Origin of the sequence: Streptomyces sp. NPDC047706 (assembly GCF_043204795.1) — a bacterium.
In the GTDB taxonomy this organism is placed as follows: domain Bacteria; phylum Actinomycetota; class Actinomycetes; order Streptomycetales; family Streptomycetaceae; genus Streptomyces.
Genome location: NZ_JBIDCW010000017.1, coordinates 1 through 23,253, shown reverse-complemented (window position 1 = coordinate 23,253; position 23,253 = coordinate 1). Strand labels below are relative to the sequence as shown.

At 71.3% G+C, this 23,253-nt stretch carries 18 protein-coding genes, 2 tRNA genes and 1 pseudogene; 3 read left to right on the top strand and 18 right to left on the bottom strand.

Going from position 1 to position 23,253, the window contains the following annotated elements:
- Positions 1-32: 32 nt before the first annotated feature.
- On the bottom strand, positions 33-2,657 hold the full coding sequence (locus ACGF8A_RS20675) for a valine--tRNA ligase (protein ID WP_393110162.1): 2,625 nt from the start codon (positions 2,655-2,657) through the stop codon (positions 33-35).
- 136 nt (positions 2,658-2,793) lie between these two features.
- Between ACGF8A_RS20675 and ACGF8A_RS20670 the strand changes: the two genes are divergently transcribed.
- A complete protein-coding gene (locus ACGF8A_RS20670) occupies positions 2,794-3,735 on the top strand; it encodes a hypothetical protein (protein WP_393110160.1) in 942 nt (313 codons plus the stop codon).
- Between the two features lie 68 nt (positions 3,736-3,803).
- On the opposite strand, the gene clpX is transcribed toward ACGF8A_RS20670, so the two are convergent.
- The 5 genes from clpX to ACGF8A_RS20645 form a co-directional block, all read right to left on the bottom strand.
- The gene (gene clpX / locus ACGF8A_RS20665) at positions 3,804-5,090 is read right to left on the bottom strand and encodes an ATP-dependent Clp protease ATP-binding subunit ClpX (RefSeq protein ID WP_393110158.1); all 1,287 of its coding nucleotides are present in this window, start codon (positions 5,088-5,090) and stop codon (positions 3,804-3,806) included.
- Positions 5,091-5,280: 190 nt separating this feature from the next.
- Entirely contained in the window at positions 5,281-5,961 is a 681-nt protein-coding gene (locus ACGF8A_RS20660) for an ATP-dependent Clp protease proteolytic subunit (protein ID WP_393110156.1), read from the bottom strand.
- Positions 5,962-6,037: 76 nt separating this feature from the next.
- Positions 6,038-6,646 carry an ATP-dependent Clp protease proteolytic subunit gene (locus ACGF8A_RS20655; RefSeq protein ID WP_030779489.1) on the bottom strand — a complete coding sequence of 203 codons (609 nt, stop codon included), beginning with the start codon at positions 6,644-6,646 and terminating at the stop codon, positions 6,038-6,040.
- Between the two features lie 204 nt (positions 6,647-6,850).
- Entirely contained in the window at positions 6,851-8,260 is a 1,410-nt protein-coding gene (tig, locus tag ACGF8A_RS20650; RefSeq protein WP_393110154.1) for a trigger factor, read from the bottom strand.
- Between the two features lie 168 nt (positions 8,261-8,428).
- Positions 8,429-8,505: transfer RNA gene (locus ACGF8A_RS20645), tRNA-Pro, on the bottom strand.
- Positions 8,506-8,670: 165 nt separating this feature from the next.
- Here ACGF8A_RS20645 and ACGF8A_RS20640 point away from each other — a divergent pair.
- Positions 8,671-8,744 (top strand) — tRNA-Gly (locus ACGF8A_RS20640).
- A gap of 260 nt (positions 8,745-9,004) precedes the next feature.
- Here ACGF8A_RS20640 and ACGF8A_RS20635 read toward each other — a convergent pair.
- A complete protein-coding gene (locus ACGF8A_RS20635) occupies positions 9,005-9,199 on the bottom strand; it encodes a hypothetical protein (protein ID WP_393110152.1) in 195 nt (64 codons plus the stop codon).
- Positions 9,200-9,432: 233 nt separating this feature from the next.
- On the opposite strand from ACGF8A_RS20635, the pseudogene ACGF8A_RS20630 reads away from it, so the two are divergent.
- Positions 9,433-10,177 (top strand): annotated as a pseudogene (locus ACGF8A_RS20630) (acyltransferase family protein); the annotation flags it as partial.
- A 69-nt stretch (positions 10,178-10,246) separates the two neighbouring features.
- On the opposite strand, the gene ACGF8A_RS20625 reads toward ACGF8A_RS20630, so the two are convergent.
- From ACGF8A_RS20625 to ACGF8A_RS20575, 11 genes are all read right to left on the bottom strand, one after another.
- Complete coding sequence (locus ACGF8A_RS20625; RefSeq protein ID WP_393110150.1) at positions 10,247-11,671, bottom strand: DUF6177 family protein; 1,425 nt, start codon at positions 11,669-11,671, stop codon at positions 10,247-10,249.
- A 4-nt stretch (positions 11,672-11,675) separates the two neighbouring features.
- Positions 11,676-15,656, bottom strand: a complete 3,981-nt coding sequence (gene eccCa, locus ACGF8A_RS20620) for a type VII secretion protein EccCa (RefSeq protein WP_393110148.1) — start codon at positions 15,654-15,656, stop codon at positions 11,676-11,678.
- A 34-nt stretch (positions 15,657-15,690) separates the two neighbouring features.
- Positions 15,691-17,145: a hypothetical protein gene (locus tag ACGF8A_RS20615; RefSeq protein WP_393110146.1), complete on the bottom strand. Its 1,455-nt coding sequence runs from the start codon at positions 17,143-17,145 to the stop codon at positions 15,691-15,693.
- Between the two features lie 80 nt (positions 17,146-17,225).
- A complete protein-coding gene (eccD, locus tag ACGF8A_RS20610) occupies positions 17,226-18,581 on the bottom strand; it encodes a type VII secretion integral membrane protein EccD (protein ID WP_393110144.1) in 1,356 nt (451 codons plus the stop codon).
- Between the two features lie 76 nt (positions 18,582-18,657).
- On the bottom strand, positions 18,658-18,966 hold the full coding sequence (locus ACGF8A_RS20605; RefSeq protein WP_393110141.1) for a hypothetical protein: 309 nt from the start codon (positions 18,964-18,966) through the stop codon (positions 18,658-18,660).
- Positions 18,967-19,100: 134 nt separating this feature from the next.
- Positions 19,101-19,556 carry an HD domain-containing protein gene (locus ACGF8A_RS20600; RefSeq protein WP_393110139.1) on the bottom strand — a complete coding sequence of 152 codons (456 nt, stop codon included), beginning with the start codon at positions 19,554-19,556 and terminating at the stop codon, positions 19,101-19,103.
- A gap of 84 nt (positions 19,557-19,640) precedes the next feature.
- Positions 19,641-20,759, bottom strand: coding sequence for a DUF6508 domain-containing protein (locus tag ACGF8A_RS20595; RefSeq protein WP_393110137.1), 1,119 nt, complete (start codon positions 20,757-20,759; stop codon positions 19,641-19,643).
- Positions 20,760-20,782: 23 nt separating this feature from the next.
- Positions 20,783-20,908, bottom strand: coding sequence for a hypothetical protein (locus ACGF8A_RS20590; protein ID WP_393110135.1), 126 nt, complete (start codon positions 20,906-20,908; stop codon positions 20,783-20,785).
- Complete coding sequence (locus tag ACGF8A_RS20585; RefSeq protein ID WP_393110133.1) at positions 20,901-21,302, bottom strand: hypothetical protein; 402 nt, start codon at positions 21,300-21,302, stop codon at positions 20,901-20,903. The genes ACGF8A_RS20590 and ACGF8A_RS20585 overlap by 8 nt, the downstream gene beginning before the upstream one ends.
- 38 nt (positions 21,303-21,340) lie before the next feature.
- A complete protein-coding gene (locus tag ACGF8A_RS20580; protein ID WP_393110131.1) occupies positions 21,341-21,709 on the bottom strand; it encodes a hypothetical protein in 369 nt (122 codons plus the stop codon).
- Positions 21,710-21,757: 48 nt separating this feature from the next.
- Positions 21,758-23,253: ADP-ribosyltransferase (locus tag ACGF8A_RS20575; protein ID WP_393110129.1), on the bottom strand; the 1,496-nt coding region annotated here is incomplete at its 5' end.

The window sequence follows — 23,253 nt, the reverse complement described above, 5'->3', positions numbered from 1 at the left end:
GCGGCACCGGGGCCTTCACGCACCTGGCGTGGTCACGCCTGCGGGAGGCGTTCCAGCTGGGACTGGATGCGGGCGATGTCCTCGTCCGCCTTGGCGAGGCGGGTGCGGATCTTGTCGACGACGTGGTCCGGGGCCTTGGCCAGGAACGCCTCGTTGCCGAGCTTGGCCGTCGCCTGCGCCTTCTCCTTCTCGGCGGCGGCGAGGTCCTTGGCGAGCCGCTTGCGCTCCGCCGCGACGTCGATCACGCCGGACAGGTCCAGCGCCACCTCGACGCCCGCCACCGGCAGCGTCGCCGTCGCCGCGAAACTCCCGCCCGCGGGCTGGAGGCGCAGCAGCTGGCGGATGGCCGGCTCGTGCGGGGCGAGCGCCGTGCCGTCGAGGCTCAGGCGTGCGGGGACCCGCTGGCCGGGCTGGAGCCCCTGGTCGGCGCGGAAGCGGCGGACCTCGGTGATCACCGACTGGAGCGTGACGATCTCCCGCTCCGCTTCCGCGTCACGGAAGCCGCTGTCGGCGGGCCACTCGGCGACGACGACCGACTCGCCTCCGGTCAGCGTGGTCCACAGGGTCTCCGTGACGAAGGGGACCACCGGGTGCAGCAGGCGCAGGGTGACGTCCAGGACCTCGCCCAGGACCCGCTTGCTGACCTCGGCGGCCTCGCCGCCGGCCTGGAAGGTGGTCTTGGACAGCTCGACGTACCAGTCGAAGACCTCGTCCCAGGCGAAGTGGAACAGCGCGTCGGACAGCTTCGCGAACTGGTAGTCCTCGTAGTACGCGTCGACCTCGGCGACCACCGAGTTCAGCCGGGACAGGATCCAGCGGTCGGTCGAGGACATCTTCGACGCGTCCGGCAGCGGGCCCTGCACCGTCGCGCCGTTCATCAGCGCGAAGCGCGTGGCGTTCCAGATCTTGTTGGCGAAGTTGCGGGAGCCCTGGACCCAGTCCTCGCCGATGGGCACGTCGACGCCCGGGTTGGCGCCGCGGGCGAGCGTGAACCGCAGCGCGTCGGAGCCGTACTTGTCCATCCAGTCCAGCGGGTTGACGACGTTCCCGAAGGACTTGGACATCTTCTTGCCGTTCTGGTCACGGACCATGCCGTGCAGCGCGATGGTGTGGAACGGCGGGGTGCCGTCCATCGCGTACAGCCCGAACATCATCATCCGGGCGACCCAGAAGAAGAGGATGTCGTAGCCGGTGACCAGGACGGAGTTCGGGTAGAACTTCGCGAGCGACTCGGTACGCTCCGGCCAGCCGAGGGTCGAGAAGGGCCACAGGCCGGACGAGAACCAGGTGTCGAGGACGTCGGAGTCCTGGCGCCAGCCCTCACCGCTGGGCGGCTCCTCGTCGGGGCCGACGCAGACGACCTCGCCGTCCGGGCCGTACCAGACCGGGATGCGGTGGCCCCACCACAACTGGCGTGAGATGCACCAGTCGTGGAGGTTGTCGACCCAGTCGAAGTACCGCTTCTCCATCTCCTGCGGGTGGATCTTGACCTTGCCGTCGCGGACCGCGTCACCGGCGGCCTTGGCGAGCGGGCCGACCTTGACCCACCACTGCATGGACAGGCGCGGCTCGATGGTGGTCTTGCAGCGCGAGCAGTGGCCGACCGAGTGGACGTAGGGCCGCTTCTCGGCGACGATCCGGCCCTCGGCGCGCAGCGCGGCGACGATGGCGGAGCGGGCCTCCAGCCGGTCCAGGCCCTGGAAGGGGCCGTGGGCGGTGATGACGGCGTGCTCGTCCATGACGGTGACGGCGGGCAGGTCGTGGCGCTGGCCGATCTCGAAGTCGTTCGGGTCGTGCGCCGGGGTGACCTTGACGGCACCGGTGCCGAACTCGGGGTCGACGTGCTCGTCCGCGACGACCGGGATGGAACGGTCGGTCAGCGGCAGCTTGATGAGCTTGCCGACCAGGTGCTTGTAGCGCTCGTCCCCGGGATGGACGGCGACGGCGGTGTCACCGAGCATCGTCTCGGCGCGGGTGGTGGCGACGACGATGGTGTCGTCCCCGTCGCCGTACTTCATGGAGACGAGCTCGCCGTCGTCGTCCTGGTACTCGACCTCGATGTCGGAGATCGCGGTCAGACAGCGGGGGCACCAGTTGATGATGCGCTCGGCGCGGTAGATCAGCTCGTCGTCGTACAGGCGCTTGAAGATGGTCTGGACGGCCTGGGAGAGTCCCTCGTCCATGGTGAAACGCTCGCGTGACCACGCGACGGCGTCACCGAGGCGGCGCATCTGCCCGGAGATCTGACCGCCGGACTCCGCCTTCCACTGCCAGACCCGCTCGACGAACGCCTCGCGGCCGAGGTCGTGCCGGGACTTGCCCTCCTTGGCCAGCTCCCGCTCGACGACGTTCTGGGTGGCGATGCCGGCGTGGTCCATCCCGGGCTGCCACAGCGTCTCGTAGCCCTGCATCCGCTTGCGGCGGGTCAGGGCGTCGATGAGCGTGTGTTCGAAGGCGTGGCCGAGGTGCAGGCTGCCGGTGACGTTCGGCGGCGGGATGACGACGGTGTACGCAGGCTTGTCGCTCTTGGCGTCGGCCTCGAAGTAGCCCCGCTCCACCCAGCGCTCGTACAGCGGCCCCTCTACGTCGGCCGGCGCGTACTGGGTCGGCAGTTCGGTGTCGGGCGCTGGTGGCTGCTGCTGAGCGTTCTCGGTCACGGGCTCAGTTTAGGGGTGTCACCGGGTGGTCCAGAAACGCGATTCTTCTGTAACGGTGATGACCCCGACGCGGTACGTGTCCTGTGACTGCGCCAGGATGTCGTGAACACATAAGCATCTGGAGGGGAACCCAGGAATGAGCTACAACCAGCCGGGCCCGTACGGCGGGCAGCCCCAGCAGCCCGGTCCGTACGGCCAGCCGGGTCCGTACGGCCAGCAGCCGCAGGCCCCCCAGCCCGGCTACGGCTACCCCCAGCAGCCCGGCCAGCCGCAGCCGGGGTACGGCTACCCCCAGCAGCCTCCGCAGACCCCTCCGTACGGTCAGCAGCCGCCCTACGGCCAGGCCCCGTACGGCGCCCCGATGCCACCGGCCCCGGGTGGCGGCAAGAAGAGTACGGGCCTGATCATCGGCGGGGTGGCGGTCGTGGCCGCGATCGCGGTGGGCGCGTACTTCGTGATCGGCGGGGGCGGCGGCGCGGGCGTCGAGGACGACGGCGCGCACAAGGTGGCGACGCCGGAGACCGTGCTGACCGACTACAAGCGCGTCTCCGACGACGGCGCGAGCGCCGGTGACGACTCCGTGGAGGAGCTGGAGAAGAGCGGCGTCAAGAACGCCAAGACGGTGCTCGGCCTGTACTCGACGGCGGACCTGGCCGGTTACGACCCCTCCGACCCGAGCACCGCGCCCGACCCGAGCGAGCTCGCCAACGCCAAGGGCCTCACGTTCGCCGGCGCCTACGGCGACATCGCGGACCCGGAGCAGGCCCTCGACACGTTCTTCGTCAACTTCAAGAAGTCGGCCGAGGAGAGCTCCGCCGGCAGCGATCCCGGCGCCGCCAGGACCGAACTGCTCGGGGAGCCCGAGGACGCCGATCTGGACGGCGCGTACATGAAGTGCCAGGCGGCCAAGGGCACCGACCAGGTGACCAAGAAGGAGAAGACGGACTGGTTCTGCGCCTGGGCGGACCACAGCACCATCGTCATGGTCTCCCCCGGTGACACCACCAAGGGCGTGACGAAGGACGTCGCGATCGACGTCACCTCGAAGCTTCGCCCCGAGATCCGGGTCAAGGCCTGACATCGCCTCAACGCGGAGGGGGCCCCGGTCGGTTGACCGGGGCCCCTTCTCGTGTGGTGCGTCAGGCGTTACGCGGACTTCTGTTCGCCCGTCCCCCGCCCCCGCGCGTCCCGCGGGATCAGGGTCGGGTTGACGTTGGAGTGGACGACGTCCGCGGTGACGACGACGCGTGCGACGTCCTTGCGTGACGGGACCTCGTACATCACCGACATCAGGACCTCCTCCATGATGGCGCGCAGGCCGCGGGCGCCGGTCTGGCGGAGGATGGCCTGGTCGGCGATGGCCTCGAGGGCCTCACGCTCGAAGTCAAGCTCCACGCCGTCGAGTTCGAAGAGGCGCTGGTACTGCTTCACCAGGGCGTTGCGCGGCTCGACCAGGATCTTGAGGAGGGCCTCGCGGTCGAGGTTGTGCACGGAGGTGATGACCGGGAGGCGGCCGATGAACTCGGGGATCATGCCGAACTTGACCAGGTCCTCCGGCATGACGTCCTCGAACTGGTCCTTGGCCTCGAGCTCCCGCTTGGAGCGGATCGTCGCGCCGAAGCCGATGCCCTTGGCGCCCGCCCGGGACTCGATGATCTTCTCCAGACCGGCGAAGGCACCGCCCACGATGAACAGCACGTTCGTCGTGTCGATCTGGATGAACTCCTGGTGCGGGTGCTTGCGTCCGCCCTGCGGCGGCACGGACGCCGTCGTGCCCTCCAGGATCTTCAGCAGGGCCTGCTGCACGCCCTCGCCGCTCACGTCCCGTGTGATGGACGGGTTCTCACTCTTCCGCGCGACCTTGTCGATCTCGTCGATGTAGATGATCCCGGTCTCGGCCTTCTTGACGTCGTAGTCGGCCGCCTGGATCAGCTTCAGCAGGATGTTCTCGACGTCCTCGCCGACGTAGCCCGCCTCCGTCAGCGCCGTCGCGTCGGCGATGGCGAACGGGACGTTCAGCATGCGCGCCAGCGTCTGCGCGAGGAGGGTCTTGCCGGAGCCCGTGGGGCCCAGCAGCAGGATGTTGGACTTCGCCAACTCGATGGCGTCGTCGCGGCCTTGGGCGCCGCCGTTCTCCCCGGCCTGGACGCGCTTGTAGTGGTTGTAGACGGCGACGGAGAGGGCCTTCTTCGCCGCCTCCTGGCCCACCACGTAGCCCTCGAGGAACTCGTAGATCTCGCGCGGCTTGGGCAGTTCCTCCCAGCGGACCTCGCTGGTCTCCGCGAGCTCTTCCTCGATGATCTCGTTGCAGAGATCGATGCACTCGTCGCAGATGTACACACCGGGGCCTGCGATGAGCTTCTTGACCTGCTTCTGGCTCTTGCCGCAGAACGAGCACTTGAGCAGATCGCCGCCGTCACCGATGCGTGCCACGGTGTGCTTCCCCTTCGCCTGGGAGACGACTGGACACCTGGTCCAGCGGCTCCTGGTGCTGCCTTATGTCCGACGGTACCTTGCCGAGCCCCCCGTTCGGGCCCCCCTTGGCACGGTTCACTTTGACGTGCACCTTGCCACGCACAGTGTCACACCGTGCCAAGGAGCGGCGTACATTACCGGATCCGCGTCAGCGGACCGACGAGTTGTTCATCTTGCGCGTCGAGATGATCTGGTCGATCAGGCCGTACTCCAGCGCGTCCTCGGCCGTGAGGATCTTGTCGCGCTCGATGTCCTCGCGGATCTTCTCGATCGACTGGGTGGAGTGCTTGGACAGCATCTCCTCCAGCTGCGAGCGCATCCGCAGGATCTCGTTCGCGGCGATCTCCAGGTCCGAGACCTGGCCGCGGCCGGTCTCGCTGTACGGCTGGTGGATCAGCACGCGCGCGTTCGGCAGCGCCATGCGCTTGCCCGGCGTGCCGGCCGCCAGCAGCACGGCCGCCGCGGAGGCCGCCTGGCCCATGCAGACCGTCTGGATGTCCGGCTTCACGAACTGCATCGTGTCGTAGATCGCCGTCAGCGCGGTGAAGGAGCCACCGGGGCTGTTGATGTAGACCGAGATGTCCCGGTCGGGGTCCATCGACTCCAGGCACAGCAGCTGCGCCATGACGTCGTTGGCGGAGGCGTCGTCGATCTGGACGCCGAGGAAGATCACGCGCTCCTCGAAGAGCTTCGCGTAAGGGTCGTACTCACGGATGCCCTGCGAGGTGCGCTCCACGAAGCGCGGAATCACATAGCGGGACTCGGCCTGCGGACCGGTGTACTCGGCGCGCGTACGGTCGTCGAGGCCGCTGCCGGGGAAGTCGTTCACGGTGTCTCCTGAAAGGGGCTGGGGCGGTGGCTGGAGGCTCTGGGCGGCATACGGGCCTGAAGGGGCCGTACGGGCCCTAGGCCGCCCCGGTGCCGCCGCCGCCCGGCATGCCGGCGGCCGTGGGGATGACGTCGTCGATGAGGCCGTACTCCTTGGCCTCGAAGGCGTCGAACCAGCGGTCGCGGTCCGAGTCGCGGGTGATCTGCTCGACCGACTGGCCGGTGTGCTGCGAGGTGAGCTCGGCCATGCGCTTCTTGGTGTGCAGCAGCCGCTCGGCGTGGATCTTGATGTCCGAGGCCGAGCCCGCGAGGCCGGCGGAGGGCTGGTGGATCAGGATCTCCGCGTTCGGCAGCGCGAAGCGCTTGCCGGGCGTGCCCGCGCTGAGCAGGAACTGACCCATCGAGGCCGCGAGGCCCATGGCGATGGTCACCACGTCGTTCTTGATGAACTGCATGGTGTCGTAGATCGCCATACCGGCCGTGATCGAGCCGCCGGGGCTGTTGATGTAGAGGTAGATGTCCTTGTCCGGGTCGGCGGCAAGGAGCAGCAGCTGTGCGGTGATCTTGTTGGCGATGTCGTCGTCGACCGGCTGGCCGAGGAAGATGATCCGCTCGCCGAGCAGCCGGTTGTAGACCTGGTCGCCGAGGCCGCCACCGATGGAGGGCTCGCCGGCGGCGGAGGGCATCAGATTCGTCACGTATCCACCTGCTCGTCTTGCGACGGCGCGGGGCCGTCTCACGTGTCGTATTCAAGGACCCTAACGCGCGGGTCCCTTCGGGGAATCCCGGAGACGGGAGTGTTCGCCGGGGGCGTAGCGCCGTGACCTCAGGTGCGGCCGTACGGCAAAGGGCCCCGGGCGTGATCGTCCCGGGGCCCTCTCCAAGGCTGTTTACGCCTCGCCGTCCTTCTTGTCACCCTCGGTGACCTCGGCGGACCCGGTCTCGGCCTCGGCGGCCTCGGCTGCCTCGGCTGCCTCGTCCTCGTCCTCGTCCTCGTCCAGGTCGACGACCTCGCCGTTGGTGTCCTTGACCGTGGCGGCCTCGACGACGACCGCGAGGGCCTTGCCGCGGGCGACCTCGCCGACCAGCAGCGGAACCTGGCCCTGCTCGACGACGGCCTGGGCGAACTGGTCGGGGGACATGCCGGAGGAGGCGGCGCGCCGCATCAGGTGCTCGGTGAGCTCGTCCTGGCTGACGTTGAGCTTCTCCTGCTTGACCAGCTCGTCGAGGACGAACTGGGTCTTGATGCCCTTGACCGCGGCCTCGCGGGTCTCGGTCTCGAACTCCTCCTCGGTCTTGCCCTGGATCTCCAGGTACTTCGCGAGGTCGAGGCCCATCTGGCCGAGCTGGTGGTGCTCCAGGTTGTGCTTCCGGGTGTTGATCTCGTCCTCGAGGAGCTTCTCGGGGACGGGCACCTCGACGAGCTCCAGCAGCTTCTCCAGCACGCGCTCCTGGGCCTGCGTGGCCTGGTCGAACTGCTTCATGTTCTCCAGGCGCTTGCGGCTGTCGGCCTTCAGCTCGTCCAGCGTGTCGAACTCCGAGGCGAGCTGCGCGAAGTCGTCGTCGAGCTCGGGAAGTTCGCGCTGGGCGACCTGGGTGACCTTGACGGTGACCTCGGCCTGGCGGCCGGCCGCGGAGCCGCCCTTGAGCTCGGAGGTGAAGGTGGCCTCGCCACCGGCCTCCACGCCCTTCACGGCGTCGTCGATGCCGTCCAGCAGCTCACCGGAGCCGATGGTGTAGGACACGCCGCTCGCGACGCCGTCCTCCAGGACCTCGCCGTCGACCTTGGCCTCCAGGTCGATCGTGACGACGTCGCCGTCCTCGGCGGCACGCTCGACCGGCGTGGTGGAGGCGAAGCGCTCGCGCAGCTGCTCGACCGACTTCTCGATGTCCTCGTCGGTGACCTCGACGGCGTCGACCTCGACCTCGATGCCGGAGTAGTCCGGGATCTCGATGGCCGGGCGGATGTCCACCTCGGCGGTGAAGGACAGCAGCTCGTTGTCCTTCAGCTCGGTGATGTCGACCTCGGGCTGGCCCAGCACGCTGAGCTCGGCCTCGCTGACCGCCTCCGTGTAGAACTTCGGAAGCGCGTCGTTGACGGCCTCCTCCAGCACGGCGCCACGGCCGAACCGCTGGTCGATGACCCGGGCGGGGATCTTGCCCTTGCGGAAGCCCTTCACCGTGACCTGCTGGTTGATCTTCTTGTACGCCGCGTCGAGGCTGTCCTTGAGCTCCTCGAAGGGCACCTCGACAGTGAGCCGAACCCGGGTCGGGTTCAGGTTCTCCACGGCGCTCTTCACGGTTCGGTCTCCTTGTGGCTGACTTCTCGGGTTCTGCCGGGACCCGACGGGCCCGGCGGATTGGCCGCCCGGAGGACTTCAGTGATGAGACACACGGGCGTGCAGCTTGCATAGTAACGGCAGCGGCTGCACCGCCCAAAAGGCGATCACGCGCGGTGATCGGGTGAGTGGTCGGGGTGGCGGGATTTGAACCCACGGCCTTCCGCTCCCAAAGCGGACGCGCTACCAAGCTGCGCCACACCCCGTCTGGTGCGACACGTAGGGTACATGCCCGCAGGCAGCGAGGCTGCGGCATTTCCCGAGGGCGGTGCGATGTCGGCACCCGGACGGAAACGGGGTGTGCGGTGAGGGGGGCCGACCCGCTACGATGCCTGCAGTGCCGCGGGCCACTGACCTGCGGCGCGTTGTGTGCGGGCGTAGCTCAATGGTAGAGCCCCAGTCTTCCAAACTGGCTACGCGGGTTCGATTCCCGTCGCCCGCTCCAGAAGGCTCAGGCCCAGGTGAGAGGGTGTTTCCCGCCCTCCCTTGGGCCTGAGTCGTCTCCAGACCGGATCGGGCGGCGCGGCCGGGAGCGGAGGCCGGCCGCGCCTTCACCGCCGAACGGCTGAAGCGCCGGGGACGGGATGCGCCCCGGCGCGCACGCGTGAGCCCGGCTCCGTCCGGATGCGCCGACGGCCGCGGCACCCCCCGGGCGCCGCGTCTGCTCTCCGGGGCCGCATCGGGACCGGGACCGGGACCGGACCGTCAGAAACTGATCGAGTTGATCGTGTCCGCTATCGAGTCGAGAAAGCGGTTGATCGACGGGGCCATGCCGGTCGAGGCGAGGAAGAAGCCGAAGAGGATCGCCACTACGGCGGGTCCCGCCTTGATCGAGCCCCCTCGCATCATCACCACCAGGATGATCGCCAACAGCAGCACCACTGACAGTGAAATGGCCACAACTGATCACACCCTCGGTCGGTCCGCTCTCCCGGCCGGGGACCACGAGCCCATGCGACCCCCGCCAGAACCATCGTGCCACCAACAGGCCCCCCGTATGCGGCGCGTGACGTAACGCCGACCACACCCGCGCCGCACCCCGGCGCGTTCCGCCAAGCCCCGCGCGCCCATCGCGCGCCCACCACGCGCGTCACGTAAGGGAACTGACAAGCCGTCGTCGCGGAAATTCAGCCACCGGCGTCGCCGTGCCGTACGTCATCTTCGAGACGTCAGGACATCAGCCTGCTGGACCCCTGGTACGTGACCTGGTTCCGTGTCGCGCTGTTCATCTGGCGGCTCACCACCCCCGTCTGGAATCTGGTGCGCCGGCCACTTCCGATCGCCCTCGGCATCGCCATGCCGGCGTCCGTCTCCCCGTCGATCGGCGAAGACCCGGACCTGCAGCGGGTGCTCCAGTTCCTGCCGTACTTCGTGCTGGGCCTGTGCATGAAGCCGGAGCACTTCCGGATGGTGCGGCGGCGGTCGGTGCGGATCCTGGCCGTGCCGGTGTTCGCGGTGGCCCTCGCGGCGCTCGCCATGTTCGGCTGCTCGCTGGTGCTGACCGCCTGCTTCTTCGCCTGGGTGCCCGGCCGGCACATGTGGTTCACGGCGCTGGGCGCGGGCACGCCGTACGGCAATCCGCTGCACGGCTTCCTGGTGAAGGCCGGTGACTACCGCGGCTGGTTCGGGCCCGACCGGCCGCACCGGCCGTCCTGCCAGATCCTCGTCGGCGCGCTCGCGGCGGTCGCCGTCACGCTGCTGTGCACCTGGCCCGTGCAGCGGGTGTTCCGGTTCGCGATGGAGCCGAGGACGGAGTGGGCGTTCCGGCAGGACGCGGCACAGGGGGCGCGGGAGCGGGGGAAGGCGGCGCGCGAGGCCGCGGAGAAGTCCCCGGCCGGCCGCACGGAGAAGGGCCGGGAGAAGTCCCCGGTGGGATGAGGGCGCGGGTCCGGGTCGCCGCCGTACGCGCGGCGGTGACCCGGCTCCGCGTTCAGGGGCCCGAGCGGTTCAGGACGCGCCCTTCAGGTGCCGCATGAGGCGTTCGAACTCCTGCCAGCCCGACAGGTCCGACGGATCGCCGGGCAGCGGGTAGTACAGCGCGGGGCGGGTGCGCGGGCCGAGTTCGCGCGGCGGCTCGGCCAGCGGTGTGCGCCGGGCCCGGTCGCCGGGCATCGTGCGGACCTCCTCGGCGCCCAGGACGAAGGCGTACGGCACGCCCGGGCCCTCGAAGCGGGGCGGTACGGACAGGTCGCGGCGGGCCCGGCGGATCTGCACCAGCATGGACTGCAGGTCGTGCCGGGTGGCGAGGGCCTCGGCCGCGGCGGGCACGGCGTCGGAGGGCATCTGCTCGGCCGGGCCGTAGCCGAACGCCATCGTGACGTCCTCCTCCACGCCGGCCTTGGTCCGCGTGACGCGCACCGTCGCCAGTCCCGGGCGTTCGGGCGTGCCGACGACCACGAACCAGGTCGGCTCGGGGGTCCGCTCGTAGGCCACGTCGGTCAGCTGCCGTAGCGACCAGGGCAGGTTGGCGGGCTCCTCGGTGCCCCAGCCGGCGGGCGCTTCGCCGGTGATCTCCCGCCAGACGGCCTCCACCGCGCCGCCGAGCACGAGGCGGTCGTCCGCCGGGTGCACGGTGCGGAAGGAGATGGCAAGCTGGCGTTCACCGGTGTCGGCGACGTCCTCGCCGAAGGTGCGGGCGACCGGCGTGCGCGGGTCCTCGGGGGTCGCCTCCGGGGACTCCACGGTCACGAAGAGGCCGTTGTCCCAGCGCAGTACGGCGCCGGAGAGGCCGTCGTAGTAGCCGTCCCGCTCGTCCTGCACCACCCAGCGCGAGGGCCAGCCCGGCAGGGCGCCCCGGACCGCCGGGGACATGCGGGTGCCGGCGGGGGTGACGATCTGAAGGCCGCGTCCGGCCTCGGCGGCGGCGCGGAAGGCGTCCGCGAGCCAGGCCGTCATCGCCACGACCGGGCGGTCCTGGATGACGACGGCGACCTTGTCGGTGAGGACGTCGACGGCGGGCTGCGCGGCCGCCTGGGCCGGCACCACGCTGACGCCGTCCGTCTTGACCACGGCCATCGACCGGGCGGCCTCCCGCGGCCAGGCGGTGCCGCCGACAAGCGTGGCCAGCCGGGCGGCGAACGTCCCGGCGAGCTCCTCGGCCTCCTTCACACCGGTGGTGGCGCGGGCCTCGGTCCACCAGTACGGCGCCTCCGGTTCCCGGGCCCCGAGCAGCCGCTCGGCCTCGCCCCGGACCTGCACGAGCAGGGGTGCCTCGACGGAGACGAGGGGGCGGCCCTGTTCGTCGCACAGCCGCACCACGGCTCCGTCGCCCTCGGCGCCCACGAGCTTGTCGGGGCCGCCGGAGAGCAGGCCCGCGAGCACGCTCAGCGGGTCGGGCATCTTCTTGGTGAGGGCGATGACGTCCTTGGTCATGGGTTCACCTGGTCCCCGCGTAGACGGTCTGGATGAGCCGGGTCGGCTCGCCCCGGCGCAGCAGGGTGCCGCGTCCCGGCGGCTGCTGGCTCGCGTAGACGCCGGGGAGGAGCTGGCCCTCGCTGCGGTCGCCGGCCATCACCAGCGCCGAGGCGCCGGACTCGCGCAGGCTCTGCAGCATCGGCTCGTACAGGCCGCGGGAGGCGCCCGCGACACGGCGGGTGAGGACGAAGTGCAGGCCGATGTCGACGGCGGAGGGGATGTACGGCACGAAGGGCGCCAGGGGCTGCTGTCCTGCGGTGGTCAGGACGTCGTAGTCGTCGACGAGGATCACGATCCTCGGGCCGGAGAAGCTGCCCGGCTCGAGGTCGGCGCCGCCGGCGCTCTCGTCGGGCAGCCGCTTGTCCAGTTCGGAGGCGATCCCGGCGGCGAGGCCCGCGCACAGCTTGGCGTTGTAGGCGTAGCCGCCGCGGTACTCCTCGGGGACGACGCCGCGCAGGCCGCGGCGCGGGTCGAAGACGCCGAAGACGAGCTCGTCGTCGCCGTGGCGCTCGATCAGGCCCTGGACGATCACCTTGAGCAGGTTGGTCTTGCCGCACTCGCTGTCGCCCATGATCAGCATGTGCTGGTCGTGCTGGAACAGGTCGAGCAGGACCGGGGCGAGCTGCGTCTGGTCCAGGCCGATGGGGACGCGGCGCGGCTCGGCGGCCGGGGTCGGCAGCGCCTGCGGTTCCAGGATGTGCGGCAGTACCCGCACCGGCTGGGCGACCTCGCCGGTCCAGGTGGCGCGGACCGTGCGGGCGGTGCGCTCCAGGACGGCTCCGAGGTCGGCGGTGTCGGCGAGGCCGTCGGTGCGGGGCAGCGCGACCTGGGCGAACAGCTTGCCGTCGGTCAGGACGCGGCCCTTCTCCTCGGGCGAGAGGGTCTGGGCGAGCTTGCGTTCGATGCTGGACTCGCCGGGGTCGTTCAGGCGCAGCTCGACACGGGTGCCGAACTGGGACTGGGTCGCGATGCGCACGTCGTTCCAGCGGAGCATGCCGGCGACGACGTGGATGCCGTAGCCGCCGCCTCGCTTGAGGATGTCGGCGACCGCGTCGTCCAGTTCCTCGAAGTCGTCGCGCAGCGCCCCGAAGCCGTCGATGAGCAGCACGATCTCCGTGGAGGCCAGCTCGGTGACCCGGCCCGCGGCGCGTAGCGTGCGCAGCTGTTCGAGCGAGTCGATGGAGTGGACGCGGAAGAGTTCCTCGCGCTGGTCGAGCATGGCCCGCACCGAGTCGATGGTGCGCGCGGCGCGTTCCCGGTCGGCACGGCCCGCGATGCCGCCGACGTGCGGCAGCCCGGACAGTGCCTGGAGGCCGCCGCCGACCAGGTCGAGGCCGTAGACGCCGACCTCCTGCGGGGTGTGCGTCAGCGCCAGGGACAGGGCGAGGGTGCGCAGCAGTGTCGTCTTGCCGGACTGCGGGCCGCCGATGACGGCCGCGTGGCCGCCGGCCAGCGTGAGGTCCAGGTACCACTGGCCCTGCCACTGCTTGGTGGGGTCGTCGAGCACGCCGAGCGGCACCCGCAGCGGTCCGCTCCGCTTGGCCAGCTGCATCCCGCGCGGGCCGACCTCGACGGGGCCGGCGACCTTGTCGAGGGCGACGGCGGCGGGCAGCGGGGGCAGCCAGATCTGCCGGACCGGCCGGGCACCGGCGCCTTCGAGCTGCTCGATCATCACGCCCATCTCGGTGGGCCCGGTCTCCCGGCGCCGCATCTGCGGCTGCTCGACGGGAGCGGCGGCGGACTCCTCGCCGAGCGAGTTGTAGGCGTCGTAGGGCAGGGCGAGCGGGCCGGTGTCCTCGGTCTCGCGCTGCACGGGGCCGCTGTAGGCGCCGGAGACGTAGCCGGCCTTGAACCGCTCGTAGTGGCTGGTGTCGACCTTGAGGTAGCCGAAGCCGGGCAGCGGCGGCAGGTGGAAGGCGTCGGTGGTGTCCAGCACGGTGCGGGACTCGTCGGCGGAGAAGGTGCGCAGGCCCAGCCGGTACGACAGGTAGGTGTCCAGGCCCTTGAGCTTGCCGCCCTCGATGCGCTGGCTGGACAGCAGCAGGTGCACGCCGATGGACCGGCCGATGCGGCCGATGGACAGGAACAGGTCGATGAAGTCCGGCTTGGCGGTGAGCAGTTCACCGAACTCGTCGATCACCACGAACAGGTGCGGCAGCGGCTGAAGGTCGGGGCGCTTCTCGGCGCGCAGCGCGGCGTAGTGGCCGATGTCGGCGACGTTGCCGGCGTCCTTGAGTACCTGCTGGCGGCGCTTGACCTCGCCGGCGAGGGAGGAGTGGACGCGTTCGACGAGGCCCGCCTGGTTCTCCAGGTTGGTGATGACGCCGGCCACGTGCGGCAGGTCGGCGAAGGGCGCGAAGGTGGCGCCGCCCTTGTAGTCGACGAGGACGAGGGCGAGGTCCTCCGGCGGGTGGGTGGCGACCAGGGCGAGCACCAGGGTGCGCAGCAGCTCGGACTTGCCGGAGCCGGTGGCGCCGACGCACAGGCCGTGCGGGCCCATGCCCAGCTCGGAGGACTCCTTCAGGTCGAGCAGGACGGGCTCGCGGGAGTCGCTGACGCCGATCGGCACGCGCAGGAAGGCCCGTTCGCCGCGCGGCGCCCACAGCCGGTCCAGGTCCAGGCGGGCCACGTCGTCGATGCCGAGCAGCTCGGCGAAGTCGACCGGGCCGGTCAGCGGGGCGTCGGCGCCCATGGAGTCGGCGGACAGCCTCAGCGGGGCCAGCATCCGGGCGAGGCCCTCGGCGAAGGCGGTGCCGACCTCGTCGACGGTGCCGTGGGCGCTGATCGGCTCGCTCTCGCGCAGGTCCTCGATGACGACGCGTTCGCCGTCGACGGTGATGCGCACGCCGACACTGCCGGGTTCCTGCACCCGCTCGTCGAGCAGGTGCAGCACGCTGACGCCCATGTCGCGCAGGCCGACCGCGTCGTCGGGGCGGGGCAGGTCCACGGCGTCGTCGCCGTGCGCGTCGGCGACGACGATCAGCCGGGCGGACATGGCGAGCGCGTCCCGGCCGGACAGGCCCCGGCGCACCTCGGCCGCGTAGGAGGCGCGGCGGCGCAGCTCGGGGCCGATCTTTCGGGCCAGCTGGGGCACCGAGGGTGCGATGCGGCGGGCGGGCACGGGTCCGTCGAACTGCTCGCCGTCGAGCAGGTGCGGCAGCCACTTGGCCCACTCCCAGTCGCCGATGCGCTCGCCCGGCGCGGCCAGCGCCATCGCCACGTCGTCGGGCGCGTGGGTGGCGGCGGCCTGCGCGAGCAGGGCGCGGGCGACCCGGAGGGTGTCCTCGCGGCGGCCGATGACGCTGATGTTGCCGACCCGGTCGAGCGGGACGGTGAGCGGCAGTTCGGTGCCGGTGCCGAAGCGCGAGACCAGCGCGGAGGCCTCGTTCAGCATGAACTGGTCGGGCGGGGTGAGCACGGAGGAGCCCTGGTCGCCGACCTTCAGGTCGCGGACCGGCATCTCGCCGGTGCCGACGCGCACGCGCAGGAAGTCGCCGTCCATGCGGCGCCGTTCCCACAGCCGGGCGGGGTCGCGCACGATGTCGTAGAGGGCGTCCGGCGGCGGGTTGAGGACCTGGGCGCGTTCCCGGCGTTCGCGCTCCTCCGTGGACAGTTCCTCCCGCAGGTCCTCCAGGTAGGCGAGGTAGGCCTCGCGCTGGGTGCGGCGGGTGCGCTGGGCCTTGCCGCGCTGGGAGAACACCAGGATCAGCGAGCCGACGATGGTGACGACGAGGATGATCGCGCCCAGCGCCGCGAACTGGCTGTTGCGCACGACGGTCATCATCACCACGGACGACATCACACCGGCGACGGGCAGCAGCGAGGTCGCGACCGAACCCGTCTTGCCGTCGGGCAGGTTGGGCGGTGCCTCTATGGTGCGCGACGCGGGGGCGGCCGGGGGACGGGTGGTCCGGGCCGGGCGGTGGATCAGTCGGGTGCTCATCGTCCTTGCCTCTGGGGGTTCCCTTCCGGGGAGCTCAACGGCGCTTCTGGGACAGCTGGAAGACCTCCGCGGCGAGGCCGGCGGCGGCCTGCCGGGTGGCCCGCGCGAGCAGGTCGGTGCGGATGGTGCCGCCAGCGGCGAGATGCCGGTCGTACGGCAGGGTCCGCACGCTCGCGCCGGTCGCCTTCAGCGGCTCGGCGGCCTTGTCGAGGTCGACACCGGTGTGCGGCACGGTCTCGGTGAGGACGACGACCGTCGAGGTCGTGATGTCCCGGGGCAGCCCCCGCATCCACTGGAGCACGGCGTGCGTGCTGGCGACGCCCTCCAGCGTGGCGGGCACGGTCAGCACCCGCGCCTGGGCGGCCGACAGCGCGGTACGGGCCACCTCGGCGGGCAGCGTCTCGCAGTCGACGACGGTCACCCCGAAGTAGCGGCGCAGCGACACCATGACGCGCTCGTAGGCCCTGGTGTCCAGCATGGCGCCGACCTGGCCCTGACTGCCGGGCAGCAGCCAGGCGTTGTCGGGCAGCTGGACGAGGTAGCCGGTGACGTCGAGCAGCGACATCTGCGGCTCGACGACGTCGGCGAGGTCGCCGGTGGTCCAGCGCAGGTTCTGCGCGCCGAGCCGCAGCGGCAGGGAGCCGAGCGCCGGGTCGGCCTCGACCACGAGGACCGGGTCCTGCCGGTAGTGGGCGTAGGTGGTGCCGAGGAGGGCGGCGACGGTCGTCTTGCCCGAGCCGCCGCGGATGGACGTCACGGCGATCTGCCGGCCGGTGGTGACGGCCTGCTGGAGCACCTCGGCGGTGGCGGTCGTCGCGGCGACCTCGCGCGCGGCGGAGGAGGAGACGGTACGGCGTACGGCGCGCAGGGCGCGGGCGGCGAACGGCTCGCCGCGGCGGGGCCTGAGTCCGGTGCCGACGATCCGCTTGTCCACGGCCGGACGGGAGTCGGGGGTGGCGCGGGACGCGGGGGCGCGGCGGGCGGGGGCGGGCTGGGGGGTGGGGGCGGCCTGCTGCTGGGGCTGGTGCTGGTCGGCGTAGGGCTGGGCCTGGGCGTACGGGGGGCCCGGGTCGGCGTGGCCCTGCTGCGGGTAGCCGTGAGCCTGCTGCGGCACCTCGGGGGTGGCCGGCTGCGGGCCGTGCGGGTAGCCGTAGGCGGCGTCGGGCTGCGGGCCGTGCGGGTAGCCGTAGGCGGTGTCGGGCTGCGGGCCGTGCGGGTAGCCGTAGGCGGTGTCGGGCTGCTGGGGCTGCTCCGGGTAGCCGTAGGCCGGGTCGGGGCCCTGCGGGGGAACCTGCTGCGGCCCCGGCTGCCCTGCCGCCTGCTGCGGCTGCTGCTGCTCCTGGCCCGGCCGGTCGTGCTCCGGCCGCGCGCCGGACTGACCGCCCGGCCGCTGCCCTGGCCGGGCGCCCGGCTGCGCGGCAGGCTGTCCGGCCGCGCCGGCCCTCAGGTCGCGCAGCACGTCGCCCTGCCAGTTGTCCCCGCTCGGCATGTCGCCCTTTCCCTCCCGCGACGCTCCCGCCTCGTCGTCCCGCCCGGAGCGACGCGCCTCGGCGTCTGGTATTCGAAGCCTCAGAACTTGTTGAGCAGTTGCCCGTAGATGCCGAACACCCCGACGGCGAGCGGGAAGAGCCCGATCACACCCAGGGACTCGACCAGGTCGGCCAGCCGCCGCAGCCGCACCCGGACGTGCTCCGGCGGCTCGATCGCGAGGACCAGCAGCGGCAGCAGCGCCGCGGCGCCCAGCAGAACGAGCGCACCGGCACCGCCGGCGTGGTCCAGCCACAGCACCCCGAGCCGTACGACGAGCAGCGCCGCAGCCCCGAACAGCGCCACGACCTCGGCGACCAACGGGAAGGCCCGCGCCCGGGACAGCAGGACGACCGCGGTGAGCGAGGCCAGGACCACCGACCAGACGGCCGGGTCCTCGCCGGTGGTCAGCAGCCAGCCGCCGGCGGCGGCCGAGGCCGCGGTGACCACGGTGGCGAGGGCGAGGCCGCGGTGGGTGGCGGCGAGCGCGTTGCCGACCTCGTGCCGGCTGACCGAGGTGCCCGAGGAACGACGGTCGTCGAGCCCGGTGAGGCCCGAGGCCATCAGCGCGAGCCGGGGCAGCAGCCCGAGCAGCACCACGGAGAACACCGCCATGACGGCACCGAGCCGCTCCGGCCGGTCCTGCACCGCGGCCACGGCCTCCCATACGACGGTGATGCCGGCGGCCGCCCCCGCCCCGATCAGTCCGCCGCGGCCGAGCGGCGAGAAGAAGGCGAGCAGTACGAGGGTGAGCACCAGCGCGGCGACGACGCCGGCCAGCCGGGCCGTGCCGGGCCAGTCGTAGGCGTCGGCCGTGGTCCACGCGGCGAGCACGCCGAGCCCGCCGGAGGCGAGCAGCAGCGCGGTGGCGAGCCCCTGGTTGCCGCCGCCGGTCTTCGCCACCACCGCGCCGGCGATCAGGAAGACCGCGGTCACGGCGAGCAGCGCCGTCGCGACGGAATCTGGCCCGAACTCCCGGCGGGCCAGCACCGCCGCGGCCACGGCGAAGACGAAGGTCGCCACACCGGCGCTGACCCGGCGCGCGGCCGGACGCCAGCGCCAGGCGCGCAGGTCGAGGTCGTCGGCGACCTGGTCGGTGACGTCGTGCACGACCGGCGCTGGCGGTGCCGCGTGGGCGCGCACCAGGCGCAGTACGGCGCCGTCCGGGACCTCGGCCGACGAGAGCGTGGCCTCGTGCGGGAGCACCGAGCCGTCGGTGCCGATGAGTTGCCGTGTGGTCGGCCGGGTGGCGGCCCGGTCGTCCAGCAACTGCAAGATGTCGGGGAGCAGTTGGCCGATCGGTGTGTCCGAGGGCAGAACGATGTCGGCGCGTCGGCGCTCACCGACCAGGGTGACTCGGCTCAGCTGAGTCCGGGACGTCGTTGATGTGCTCACCACTCACCGGAACCTATCATCGCGTCGTTTCGGTCATCGGCGCCGGACGACGTGCTCAGGCCGGTCGGACACACCGTGTTCACCGCTTCTCCCCACCGTCGCCGCCGTCGTCGGCGGACTTGCCGGGCGACGGGTCGTACATCTGCTCCTGCTGCTGGCGCTGCTTGTCCTGCTCCGCCCGCTGCTTGGCGAGAGTGGACTGGACGAAGGACCAGCCGATGCAGCCGGCGCACAGCACGGCCGCGATGGCGATACCCGCGAAGATCTTGCCGAGCCGCTCGTCCGCCGTGCGCCGGGCACGCTGCGCGCCGAACAGCAGCGCGTCGCGCATCCGGCGCCGGCGCACCGCCACCGACTCCAGCAGTTGGCTGTCGTAGTCCCGTGCCATTCAGTCGTCGTCCCGTGCCGTAGAAATCGTCGTCGTGCGTGGTGCGTCGTGCGTCGTGCGTGGTGCGCCGTGCGTGGTGCGTCATGCCCTGCGCGCCGGGCGTTCCTTCGTCGCCTGCCGGTCCGTGCGGGCCGTCAGTCGTCGGGGGTGAGGCCGAGGAGGCCACGCATACGGGCGTACTTGTGGCTCAGCCGCCGGGCCGTGTGCTCGTCGAGCACGGCGAGGCGGTCCGGGTCGGCGTTGTGCGCGAGGTCCGCGGCCTTGACGAGCCGGGCACCCGGCGTGGCGAGAATCCGGCGTGCGTACGCCTCCGGGTCCTCCCCCTCCCGCTTGGTCACGGCCCGTACGACGTCCTTGGTGCGCTGCGCCAGCGCGGCACCGGCCAGCCACTCCTCGCTCAGGGCACCGTCCTCGACGGCGTCGTGCAGCCAGGCGGCGGCGACGAGGTCGTCCTGCCCGCCCCGGGCGCGCACCCCCTCGGCGACGGCCGCCAGGTGCTCGGCGTACGGCCTCCCTGCCTTGTCCGTCTGCCCGGCGTGCGCGGTGCGGGCGACGGCCTCGATCTCGGTGAGACTCATCTCCTGCGGCATGCGGATCCCCCTGACTTCGCTTCCGCAACATAAGACATGGACGCGCCACGCGTACAGCCGGGTACGGCGGCCCCTCGCGGCTTCTCACACCCCTCCCGACAGCCCCGTCACGACCATCAAGAGCAGCCACAGGGCCGGGACGAGGGCGACGTACGCGCGGGGCCGGCGGTGTACGGGCACGCCGGGGTCGTACCGCGGGCCGAGCGTCCCCGGCCCCGGGGCGGGCAGCCGCTTCACCCGGCGCACCGCGAGGACGTTGCGGACCAGCGCCAACGGCGCGAAGACGAACAGCGAAAGGGGGCTCCACCAGCCGACGCAGAGGGTGTGCGTGGTGTAGGCGCGGTACACGGCCAGGCCACAGGTCATGCACATGGGCCCGTCCGCCTTCTTGAACCCCATCAGAACGACGAGCCCGCGGTGGGCACGGAAGCTGACGTCGGCGGCGGGGGAACCTCCGCAGAATCTGCACATGAGGAGGGGGCGTTCGTCGTGGTGCGGGTGCGCCTGCTGCGCGTACCAGGCACGAAGGGCGGCGACGACGGCGTCCAGGAGGCCGTCCTGCACGGCGGCGGCGATCGTCCCGTCGGAAAAGCGCTCCCCGCGCACGATCGTCGTCGCGGCACGCACCGCGTCGGCCGCGGACAGCCGCCCGTCCGGCGACGGTTGCGGCATCGGGCTGTCGACCCACCGGTGCTCCGGGGTGACGGCACCGACGCCGGACAGTGCCGCGACGGCGCGCTTCAGCGGCCGGCTGTAGAGCGGGAAGGCCACGTGGTACACGCCGTTCGCCTGCTTCTGCCCGCCACCCCATGTGATGTCCCGGTCCTCGTCCGTCAGCGCGCCGAAGGCCTCGGCGAGCTCGTGCCAGGCCCCCGCGTTGTCACGGTCGAGCTGATCGAGCAGACGCCGGTCGTCCTCCGGGGTGACGACACGGGCGAGTTCCTCGATCGCGGCGAGGTCACGGGCTCCGGTGACGGGGCCGACATCGGATTCCCGGCTGAGCAGGGTGAGGACGCCGAGCGGGGCCAGACCCCGCTTGCGGGCATCATCGGCCCGCCGCCACCACCGCGTGCCCGCGTCGTAGGCACGGCTGCTGCTCGCCGACCGGTGCACCAGGTCAACGACGGTGGCGTCGGCCCAGAGGTAGCCGATGAGTTCACCGTCGGTGGCGGTGATGGCGACGTAGTGCAGGGGACTGGACATCTGGTCAGGCCTTCTCCGGCGCTTCAGCCGCGGGCGCCCGGCTCTTCGAGTGCGGCGAAGGCCGGGGCTTCGGTGAGGGAATCCGGCACGGCGGGACTCGGCTCGCGGTCGTCGTCGAAGCGTGGGTTGATCCCTTGCTCCCTATTCACCTTTGGCCAGTTCCTCCACCGCGGCCGTGCTCGGCGCATCGGTGAGTGAGTCGGGCATGACGCGGCCCTTGACGCCGTCCGGATTGGCGAGAAGCTCCGCCAGGGCCTGAGACGGCAGGATGCCCCGCCCCTTGGCCCCCTCCAGCCTCGCGTGCCACAGGCTGCCCTCGGAGAACGCCCGAGGGCCGGCCACCTGACGCGGCTCCCACGCGGCGGCGTCGTCCTCGTCATTGGCCCACACGTAACCGAGCACAACGCCATCCTGCTTGTCGACCACCGTGAGGTACCGCACCGGCTTGTCGGTGTGGTTCTGATACCGCGGCGGACCCGGCGACACGAGGTTGAAATGCACGTCCTCGTCGGAGCGGGGGTTGATCGGTCGTTCGCTGCTCATGAGTCGACGTTCCTTGAACGGGCGGACGCTCGGACACGTCAGGCCCCGGTGGCCAGGTCCTTCACCGCTTGCAGGGTGGGGGCAGTCCTGAGCGAGCCGGGAAGGACGCGGCTGGGGTCCTCCGGTCCGTATGCACGCGTCATCCTCTGGAGCGCCTGCGACGGGGCAAGGCCCTTTTCCTTGGCCTCGTGAAACTCGGTTGTCCACAGGGCGCCCATGTTGAAGGCCTCGTCCCCACCCGCCCGGCGGTACTGCCATCCCGCGGCGTCATCCTCGTCGTTCACCCACACGTACCCGAGGACGGTGCCTTCCCGGTCAACCACCGTCGCGTACTCCACCGGCTTGTCGGTGGAGTTGGCATAGCGGGGAGGGCTGTCGACTTCCTCCCACTGCAGCGGTTCGGTCACCCGGGGAGGAACACGCGGATCCCGGCTCATGGTCATGCCTTTCGTCAGCTACTTCCGGGGCAGGACTTCGCCATAGACCTGCACCTGTCCATTCTCCATGAACACGCGAGTCACTCGGTATTCCGTGCCCCGCCCCAGCAAGATCTCTCGTTCGCCCTGTCCGAACTTGCCGACGTTCTCGACCCAGAGAGCCGGTGTTCCCTTGGGAACTCTGAGGTGCAGGATGGCGTCCTCACCCGCAAAGGCACCCACCGGGTGGTTACCGAGCGAAGTCGACATGTAGCCCTGGTCGTCGTAGGTCTTGCCCAGCATGTCGAGCGGGTTGTCCAGGTCGAGGTGCCCGATACCGGTGCCGCGGACGACCATCACGTCCTCCGGAACGGCCCGGCCGGCAAGGGCCGCGTCGACCTCGTCGATGTTGTGCTGGACGTAGGGGCTCCACTTCGAGGCGTTGCCCCGCAAGTAGCCGTTCATCTCGCGGTACGTGGCCCAGCCCTCGGGACGCGGAGCGGGAAGGCCGTAGTTCGGCTCATCGGTGTAGTCCCAGACAGCCTGCTTCCGCTCGGCCGACATGTTGTCCGCGTAGTCGTTCCAGTAGGCCTGCCCGTAGGCGATGGCGTCGGTGTCTTCTGGGAAGGGGGCCGTACCTTCCGAAATCTCGGCGTAGGCGACCCGATGCTTCTCAGCGGTCGATAGCTGAGCCCACTCCTTGTTCGAGACGAGCGGCTTGTACTCGAACGGCTCGCCTGCGCCGCCCGGTACGTCCGGGCCCTGGTGTCCGGGGGTGCCCGGCACGTCCGTGCCGTGGTGTGCGGCGGCGTCCACCACGTTGTCGCCGAGGCCGGTGTGGTCGCCGGTGTGCGCCATGTCGTCCGTGTGGCCGGCGCCGTGCGCCACGTCGTCGGCGTGACCGGGACCAGGCACGTCGGGGCCGGTGTGGTGCGGGGCGTCGGGGCCGCCGGTGTGCGGGACGTCGTGCACCGGGTTCGGACCCGTCGTCTGGTGGTACCAGGGCGTCTGCCCGCCGGTGTGCGGCGCGGTGGTCGGCGTCTGGTCGTACGCCGACGGCGACGGCGCGTGGTCGTAGGCGGACGGCGAGGGCATGTGGCCGTACGGCGTCGACGTGGGCGGCGGTCCGAACTGCCCGGCGGGGGCATTGTGGGACGCGGCGTAGTTGTGGTGCCCGGCATTGTCGACCGTGTGTGCCATGCCGTCGCCCGCGTACACGGGCTGCTGGCCCTGGAGCGTCCAGTGGGCCGGAAGCGTCGGCGTGGCCGTACCGTGCGGGACCGGCGGGCCGGTCTCGTGCGGGACCGGCGTCGTGTCGATGACGCCGTTCGGCGCGACGAGGTTGCCGTTCGGGTCCATCAGACGGCCGTCGGGCAGCTGGACGGAGCCGTCCGGGAGGGTGGGGATGTCGATGGTGCCGACGCCCTTGAGGCTGGTGGCGATGTCGCCGATCTTCGCCAGGCCGGCGCCGGCGCCCTTGGCGATGTACGTCATCGGGTCGATGACCTTCGCCGTGGTGCCCAGCACCTTCGCGA